This window comes from Actinokineospora sp. NPDC051303 (assembly GCF_055586285.1).
Genome location: NZ_JBVJIN010000060.1, coordinates 26,341 through 32,398, shown reverse-complemented (window position 1 = coordinate 32,398; position 6,058 = coordinate 26,341). Strand labels below are relative to the sequence as shown.

Below are 6,058 nucleotides of genomic sequence, written 5' to 3'. Positions count from 1 at the left end.
CCCGCATGACCCTGAACTGGGCCACCCCCACCGAAAAACTCAACGAACTCCTGATCAACCACGGTGTCGCACCCACCACCTGAGACCAAGGCCCCGAAGAAACCACTCCACCCCATCGAGCAGACAGCACGAAACCCGGGACCAACGGAACCCATCGAGCAACCCCGCCCAAGAGCCTTGGCCAATCAGGTCAACGGCGCGCTGGCGAGCGTCAACGACTGGTCCAGGTGAGCGGTGTCGTTGAAGCGACGCACCTGCCACATCTGCCCGTGCACCACCACCTGCGACAGCGACCCATTGTCCGCCCCGAGAAACGCGAACGGCGTAGACCCACTAGCCAGCGCGAGCACCTGGGCAATGACCCCACCGTGGGTGAACACCGCCAACCGCTGCCCCGGATGCGCCGCCGCCAACCGCTCGACCCCCGCACGCACCCGCTTCGCGAACTTCTCCGCGTCCTCGGCGCCCGGGATGACGTCCCAGCGCTGCTCTTGGTGCATCCGCAGCACCACCGGGTCCCCCTCGGCGACCTTCCGCCGGAACACCCCGCCTTCCCACTCCCCGAGATGCACCTCCCGCAGATCGGCCTCAATCAGGGGCTTCAGGTCGACCGCACGGGCCAGCGGCGCGGCCGTCTCGGCGGTGCGGCGCAGGTTGGTGACGTAGATGGCGTCAATGTGCTGGCTGGCCAACCGAGCGGCGATCCGCTCGGCCTGATGCCTGCCCTCCGGCGCGAGTTCAGGGTCCCCCTGGCCGTCGACCAGCGGGAACGGGTTGTCCGGGCGGGCCGGGGCGGACTCGCCATGGCGGATCAGCAGGAACTCGGTAGAGCCCGGCGGCGGAACGTAACGGGGCTGACGGTATTCGGCAGTCGACACAGACCACAGAAGACCGTCCGGATAGGCCATCCGTCAACCGGCACGTCGAGATGCCGCTCGGACGATACCCGCTTAAGCCCCCACCCCGACCGGCCGAACCCGCGCCTCAGCGGGCACCTGGCGGCCCGTTATGGCCAGTCGTTCGGGCGCGGTTGGGCTGTAGTCGGTGTGTGGCGAGGGTGTACCACCCAGCACGCCGCGAACGCTCGGTGACGTCTCGCGCAGGCTGATCGCGCTCTGCCCGCGCCGATAAGCCGACCACCGTCAGGCCACGCGCCCCCACCGGCATTCCCTGACGAACACCGGTCCACCCGACCCGCCGACCACAGCCGCGAGGGGCGAGTCCGCCCTCGGAAACCGTGCGCGCCGCGCCGACCGGACCGGTGTGCTCGACAATCGCGGCGCGCGTCGCCTCGGGCGGGTCGGCCCATTGCCACGCCTCACTCGCTGGTGGTCGGGGTCAGGCCGCGGGTGTGCCATCGGAGACTAGGGCCGCGGCGCGGGCGGCTGTGGCGGCGGCTTCGCCTGCGGATTCGGTGGCTTCCTTGGCGGTGTTGATCACCTCCAGGGCGGCTTGGACGGCGCCGCGCACCAGGGTGGCGGCGTCGGTGGCTTTCTTGGCGGCCGCTTCGGCGTCGGTGGCCTGTTGGTGGGCGCCTGCCGCGAGGGCCTTGGCGGCTTGGGTTTTGGCGTGCTCGGCGGTGGTGGTGGCCTGGTGGCTGATTGTGAGCCCGTCGCGGATCACGCTTTCGGCGGAGTGGAAGGCGGCCAGGTCGTTCAGGACGACCGCCGCCTGGTCGCGCAGGTCGGCGATGTGGGCCTCGGTCAGGGTGATCTCGACGTTGTCGCCGATGGCCAGATAGGCGCCGCCGTCGCTGCTCAGGCGCAGCGCGACCGGCTCCTTGCTGCTGACGTGCACACCGACGCTGAACTCCATTCGCGAACCGGACCAGGTCATCGGGCCACCTCCGCCGCGCGGTGGGTGGACGCCGAGGCGTTGTGTGTGGTCACTGGGGTTCCCCTTCTCGCTGATCTTCACTGTCGGGTGTTCGAGCCCGGTCGCCGGAGCAGGCGGCCACCAGGTGTGAGATGGTTGCTTATAGTTGGCCATCTGGTGGCCTACTATAGAGCGAGGTAGGCCGTAGATGTCTACGAAAACGTTGTGCCGATCGGGTGAAAGGGAGACCAGTGCCGCTATCGACCACGCCATCGGTGATCAGGCGCTACGTGGCGTTCGAACTCAAGCGCCTCCGCGAGGCGGCAGGCCTGAACCAGGGCGAGGCCGCCAAGCGGATCGACACCACCAAGAGCCGCATCGGGCACTTCGAGACCGGCCGCAACCTGCCCAAACTCATCGACGTCGAACTCCTGCTCCCGTTCTACGGCGCGGAAGAGTTGGTCGAGGGCTTCAACGAGCTGATCGTCCAGGCCCGGCGCGGCCCAGCGGTCTTCGAGACCGACGAGTCGATGACCCTGCCACCGGGTTTCGACCTGTACCTGGGCCTGGAACAGGGCGCGAGCCGCATCGTCACCTACGACGCCATGACCGTAATGGGCATCCTTGAATGCAGGTCGTACGCCGAGGCCTTGCTCCGCGGTCACGACGAAGCCTTGGACGACGCCGAGGTCTTGCGCAGGCTCGACTTGCGGATACGGCGTCAAGAGGTCCTGGATCGGGAAGAGGCTCCGCTGGAGTTGGTGGCCATCGTGGATGAGGCCGTCCTGCACCGCCGGATCGGCGGCCCCCACGTGCTCGGCCAACAACTCGACCACCTACTGGCAATCGTGGAGCGGCCGAACGTGACAATCCGCGTGCTGCCCTACACACTGGGTGTGCACCCGGCCTTGCACGGACCGTTCATCGTCCTGGAGTTCCCCATCGCCCGCGATCCGGGCGTGGTGTACCTGGAAGATCGAATGGGCGGCCGCTACAGGGACGATCCCGAGGACATCGATGAGTACGTCGCCATCTCCGACCGGCTGCTGGAGATGGCGCTCTCCGAGGCAGACTCGGCGGCGATGATCCGGAAAGTTCGTAAGGAGTTGAGATGACCACCACCTGGGCCTGGCGGAAGTCCTCCCGATCAGCCACCAACGGCGCTTGCGTCGAGATCGGCAAGAGCACCGACACGGTGACGATCGGCGTGCGGGACAGCAAACTCGGCGACAACAGCCCCATCCTGCGCTTCACAAACGCCGACATAACCGCCTTCCTCCACGGCGCCAAGCACGACAAGTTCACCGAACTGGCCTAATCACCCAACCCTCGCGAAGGAGTTGAGATGACCAACTGGGCATGGCGAAAGTCATCCCGATCAGCCACCAGCGGTCAGTGCGTCGAGATCGGCAGGAGCACCGACACGGTGACGATCGGCGTGCGGGACAGCAAACTCGGCGAGGACAGCCCCGTCCTGTGCTTCACCAACGCCGAGATCACCGCGTTTCTCACCAGGGCCAAGCGCGGGGAGTCCGTCGACCTGGCGTGATCACCAACCCTCGCAAGGAGTTGAGATGACCAACTGGGCATGGCGGAAGTCGTCCCGATCGGCAACCAGCGGCGCTTGCGTCGAGATCGGCAAGAGCACCGGCACCGCGCTGATCGCCGTGCGGGACAGCAAACTTGGCGACAACAGCCCCGTCCTTTGCTTCACCAACGCCGAGATCACCGCGTTCCTCACTAAGGCCAAGCGCGGGAACTGATCCGCGGTGAGGGCGGACGGCGTGCTTGCCGTCCGCCCTCATTTCAGCAACTGGGCCATGCTCTCGCGCAGGCCGGGGTCCGGTTCGTCGGCGACGGCTTGGCGCAGGGTGGACTGCACTTCGGGCCGCCAAGTCTCGGGGCCCCAGCCGGTGAGGGTTTTCACGGCCATGATGCGGTTGCGGGCCACCGGACACCGCAGTGCGGCGAGGACGAACTCGACGCCGTGGCCGGGGAAGTCGCGGAGGCGGGTGACGATGGTGTCGAGGATCGAGTACGCCGAGTCGGGGCCGGTCGCCAGATCGGACAGGGGCAGCACTTCGCGGGCCAGGGTCAGGATTTCGGGGAGGCGGTTTTCGGTGGCGTCGGCCATGAGGCTGAACCACTCCGTGCCGTCCGCGGTGGTGCGGGCGCGGGCGAGGGTGGCGGGGAACGGGTCGACGCCGAGGACGCGCGCGGCGTAGCGGGCGTCGTGGAAGGTGCGGTCGTCGGGGGCGGTGAGGCCGCGTTCGGCCAGTTCGCGCCAGTGCGGCTCGGCCATCAGGTCGCGGCAGCGGCGGACCATCACCTCGTGCCGGGCGAGGTCCCAGCCGGCGCGGTAGCGGCGTTCCCACCCGGGGCCGGACAGGAACTCCTCGACGCGGGCGGTGATCACGAAGTGCCGCAGGCTGTGCGCGCGCCGCTCCAGGTGGCCCAGAAGCAGCCGCACGGCCAGCGGCGCTTCGTCGTAGTCGTCGATGCCCTCGGCGGGGCCGCCGTCGATGAGCGCGCAGATGATGTCGCCCGCGCCCGCCAGGAGTTCGTCATCGATGCCGTCGTCGGCCAGCGCGTCGGCGAGGCGGCCGACCGTGGCCGCCTTGTGCGCCAGGTACTCGTCCATCACCGAGTTGCGGAAACCGCCGCGCAGCAACCAGTCCCGCACCCGCGGCCCGGCGTCCATGCCGAACCGCTCGACCACGCAGATCCGCCCCCACCCCTGCACACTGCGGGCGAGGTCGAGCAGCACCGGCTCCGGATCGGGGTGGCTGGTCAGGATCGCGGCGGCGGCGAACATCGTGAACTCCTCATGCCTGCCGACCCGCAGCAGCAGGTCGCGCTCCGCCGCGCCCGCGCCGAGCCCCAGCAGACCGATCCCGAACTTGACCGGCTCCCGGTGCCGCCCCTCGGTGACCAACCGCACCCCCAACGCCCGCACCCCGTCGACGGGCGCCGCCCGCAACCCGCGCAACACGTCGTCCAGCCCCGCCAACACCTCGGTCATGCACAACGCCGCGTAGAGCCGCTCGTACTCGGCCGCCGCACCGCTCACCGCCGCGGTGACCAACTCCGGCAACCCTCCGGCCGCCCCACCCGCGTGCCGCCCCTGCGCCCCGTCCCGCGCCCCCGACGCCCACCGCACCCGCCCATCCCGCCGCACCTCGTCGGGCAACTCGTCCCCGCCGGGCAGCAGCCCACACCCACTCGGGTCGAGGTGGGCGACGATGTGATCGAGAATCGCGGTGGTCACCGACCCATTCTCGCCTGCGCATCCGACACTTCCCGCAACGGATGTCCCTACTCGCGCGATGCACGCGGCATGACCATCCACGAGGACGAACTGACCGAAAAAGTGGTGGCGGCGCTGCGCGCCGTCCCGCCCAACGAACATCCCTTCGGCAGGCCGTTCCTCTCGGCCTACCAACTCGCCAGCGCCCTCGAACGAAGTGACGGCATCAGCGAGGTGCTCGGAAAGGAACTCGGCGGGGTGGGAACCGGAACACCGGACAGTGTCGCCAAAGACTTGGCGGGCGCACTCGCGCGCCGAATCCGAAAAGACCCTCACTTCCCCGTGGAGGGAGCGTTCCTCGCCGATCAGGACGTCGTGAAACTTCACTTCCGGGGGCCCAACGGCGAGGACATGGTGTCGAGCAACACCGGAAAGAGCCCGCTGTCGCTGTTCCGACTGCGCGAGTGAGTCAGTTCAATGACTTGGTCATGACCACGAAGGCCAGGTCGGGGCGGCGGGGTATGCCGAAGCGGCTGGTGGCGTAGGGGAAAGGGACCGTCTCGCCGGTGTGGTGGTAGCCGCGGCGGAGGTACCAGGCGATCAGTTCGTCCCGGCCCGTCAGGACGAGCATGGTGAGTGCAGGCGAACCCCACTCCCTTGCGACAAAACGCTCCACCTCGGCGAGCATCCGGCCGCCGATGCCGTCGCCCTGCGAGGTGGGGGTGACGGCGAACAGGCCGAAATAGCCGCTGCCGTCCCGGTCGCGCACGTGGCAGCAGGCGACGATGGCGCCGTCGCGTTCGGCGACCAGGATGGCGCTCTTAGGGGTGGTGATCGCCTCGGTCACGGCTGGGGCGTCGGTGCGTCTGCCGTCGAGTAGGTCGGCTTCGCTGGTCCAGCCCGCGCGGCTGGTTTCGCCACGGTAGGCGGATTCGACCAAAGAGACCAGTGTGGGGACGTCGGCGAGGGTCGCGCGGCGGAACGTGAGCACGACCG

The 6,058-nt window shown here is 68.6% G+C and carries 9 protein-coding genes; 5 read left to right on the top strand and 4 right to left on the bottom strand.

The window, feature by feature from the left end; genetic code table 11:
* Window positions 1-185: 185 nt before the first annotated feature.
* Both ACZ6SD_RS28895 and ACZ6SD_RS28890 read right to left on the bottom strand, forming a co-directional pair.
* The gene (locus tag ACZ6SD_RS28895) at window positions 186-878 is read right to left on the bottom strand and encodes a histidine phosphatase family protein (RefSeq protein WP_465320169.1); all 693 of its coding nucleotides are present in this window, start codon (window positions 876-878) and stop codon (window positions 186-188) included.
* 460 nt (window positions 879-1,338) lie between these two features.
* Window positions 1,339-1,836 (bottom strand): hypothetical protein, encoded by a 498-nt coding sequence (locus tag ACZ6SD_RS28890; protein WP_465320168.1) that lies wholly within the window; start codon window positions 1,834-1,836, stop codon window positions 1,339-1,341.
* Between the two features lie 254 nt (window positions 1,837-2,090).
* On the opposite strand from ACZ6SD_RS28890, the gene ACZ6SD_RS28885 reads away from it, so the two are divergent.
* Genes ACZ6SD_RS28885 through ACZ6SD_RS28870 form a run of 4 tightly spaced genes read left to right on the top strand, consistent with a single transcriptional unit; the run spans window position 2,091 to window position 3,578 of the window.
* Entirely contained in the window at window positions 2,091-2,930 is an 840-nt protein-coding gene (locus tag ACZ6SD_RS28885; RefSeq protein ID WP_465320167.1) for a helix-turn-helix domain-containing protein, read from the top strand.
* Window positions 2,927-3,133, top strand: coding sequence for a DUF397 domain-containing protein (locus tag ACZ6SD_RS28880; RefSeq protein ID WP_465320166.1), 207 nt, complete (start codon window positions 2,927-2,929; stop codon window positions 3,131-3,133). Before ACZ6SD_RS28885 ends, ACZ6SD_RS28880 begins: the two co-directional genes overlap by 4 nt.
* A 27-nt stretch (window positions 3,134-3,160) precedes the next feature.
* The gene (locus tag ACZ6SD_RS28875) at window positions 3,161-3,364 is read left to right on the top strand and encodes a DUF397 domain-containing protein (RefSeq protein WP_465320165.1); all 204 of its coding nucleotides are present in this window, start codon (window positions 3,161-3,163) and stop codon (window positions 3,362-3,364) included.
* 25 nt (window positions 3,365-3,389) lie between these two features.
* Entirely contained in the window at window positions 3,390-3,578 is a 189-nt protein-coding gene (locus ACZ6SD_RS28870; protein ID WP_465320164.1) for a DUF397 domain-containing protein, read from the top strand.
* A gap of 38 nt (window positions 3,579-3,616) precedes the next feature.
* On the opposite strand, the gene ACZ6SD_RS28865 is transcribed toward ACZ6SD_RS28870, so the two are convergent.
* Window positions 3,617-5,083: a hypothetical protein gene (locus tag ACZ6SD_RS28865; protein WP_465320163.1), complete on the bottom strand. Its 1,467-nt coding sequence runs from the start codon at window positions 5,081-5,083 to the stop codon at window positions 3,617-3,619.
* On the opposite strand from ACZ6SD_RS28865, the gene ACZ6SD_RS28860 reads away from it, so the two are divergent.
* Window positions 5,060-5,530: a hypothetical protein gene (locus ACZ6SD_RS28860; RefSeq protein ID WP_465320162.1), complete on the top strand. Its 471-nt coding sequence runs from the start codon at window positions 5,060-5,062 to the stop codon at window positions 5,528-5,530. The two genes, ACZ6SD_RS28865 and ACZ6SD_RS28860, sit on opposite strands and share 24 nt — an antisense overlap.
* A 1-nt stretch (window position 5,531) precedes the next feature.
* Here the strand turns inward: ACZ6SD_RS28860 and ACZ6SD_RS28855 are convergent, their stop codons facing one another.
* Window positions 5,532-6,053 carry a GNAT family N-acetyltransferase gene (locus ACZ6SD_RS28855; protein WP_465320161.1) on the bottom strand — a complete coding sequence of 174 codons (522 nt, stop codon included), beginning with the start codon at window positions 6,051-6,053 and terminating at the stop codon, window positions 5,532-5,534.
* Window positions 6,054-6,058 lie beyond the last annotated feature (5 nt).